At 37.3% G+C, this 1,052-nt stretch carries 1 protein-coding gene; it reads right to left on the bottom strand.

The genetic code is table 11. The annotated features are described in order from the left end of the window. Window positions 1-311: 311 nt before the first annotated feature. Window positions 312-920: an alpha-ketoglutarate-dependent dioxygenase AlkB family protein gene (locus tag AC1DG9_RS27285; RefSeq protein WP_288882141.1), complete on the bottom strand. Its 609-nt coding sequence runs from the start codon at window positions 918-920 to the stop codon at window positions 312-314. Window positions 921-1,052: the final 132 nt, after the last annotated feature.

Here is a 1,052-nt window from a genome sequence, read left to right as displayed (position 1 = left end):
ATTATAATACTCACCTGCTTGACACCCACCTTCTGTTGTTCATTGCCCACATACACCGGAAAAGGATTACGATAAGCATAATAATTGTGCCTGGAACAGGATCACAATACAATTACCACCCCCAGTATCATTAAAATTTGCTTTTTCATTGTTTTTCTATTTGTATGAAGTGGAAAAATATCCCATATCTTGTCTCATAGCCTATTATAATAAAGTGTGACTAGATGTTTGCAACACTCGCTAAATATTTGGAATATACAGTGATGGAAAAGATTAGTCACGGCTGAATTATCGTCATGCTAAATTAAAAATCAGATCACAACCCTGAAAGTTAAATTTACCCTTGGTTTCATTGGTTTCATCGACTTTGCAATCCTATGTTCCCAATTCATCTGCAAATCTCCCTTCATGACCATCAGTGCACCACTTTCTAAACGGATTGAATACTTTTCTCTGTGATTGCTCTTTCTGCGAATATCAAAACACCTCACTTGTCCAAAACTCACTGAGGCAATCACAGGACGTTTACCTAAGGCCTTTTCATTATCACTATGCCAGGCAACCGAATCATTGCCATCACGATAATAATTCAACAACACACTATTGAACTGAACTCCCGCCGTTAATTCTACTTTTTGCTTAATCATTAACAGTTCCGGGGTCCAGAAATTTGGCATAGATCTACCTAAAGAAGTGTAATCATAGGCTTCAGCATCTGCATACCAGGCCGTAAGTCGTGGTGTAATTACTTCCTTGTCATAAATCTTTATTATCTTTTGGTTCCAAGGAGATTCCGCGATAAATTTCTTTAACAAAAACTCACTCTGAGTTTCGCTGAATAAATCGGGATGGTATTCCAACAATTCAACAGGCAACCCTGAACTTTGGCCCGATTCTTTAAACAAACTGGTCTGCTCCATATTAATATGCCAATACAGGCCCTTTTATAAAAACCTCAAAATCTTCAGACATTCTCGCATTATAAACCCTAAAACGTATCTCCCAAGGATCTCTAACTAAATTTATAATATAAGCCCTAAACAACCTTTCAA

The organism is Pedobacter sp. 05L430 (assembly GCF_056397585.1).
This window is presented reverse-complemented; position numbering and strand designations above follow the sequence as displayed.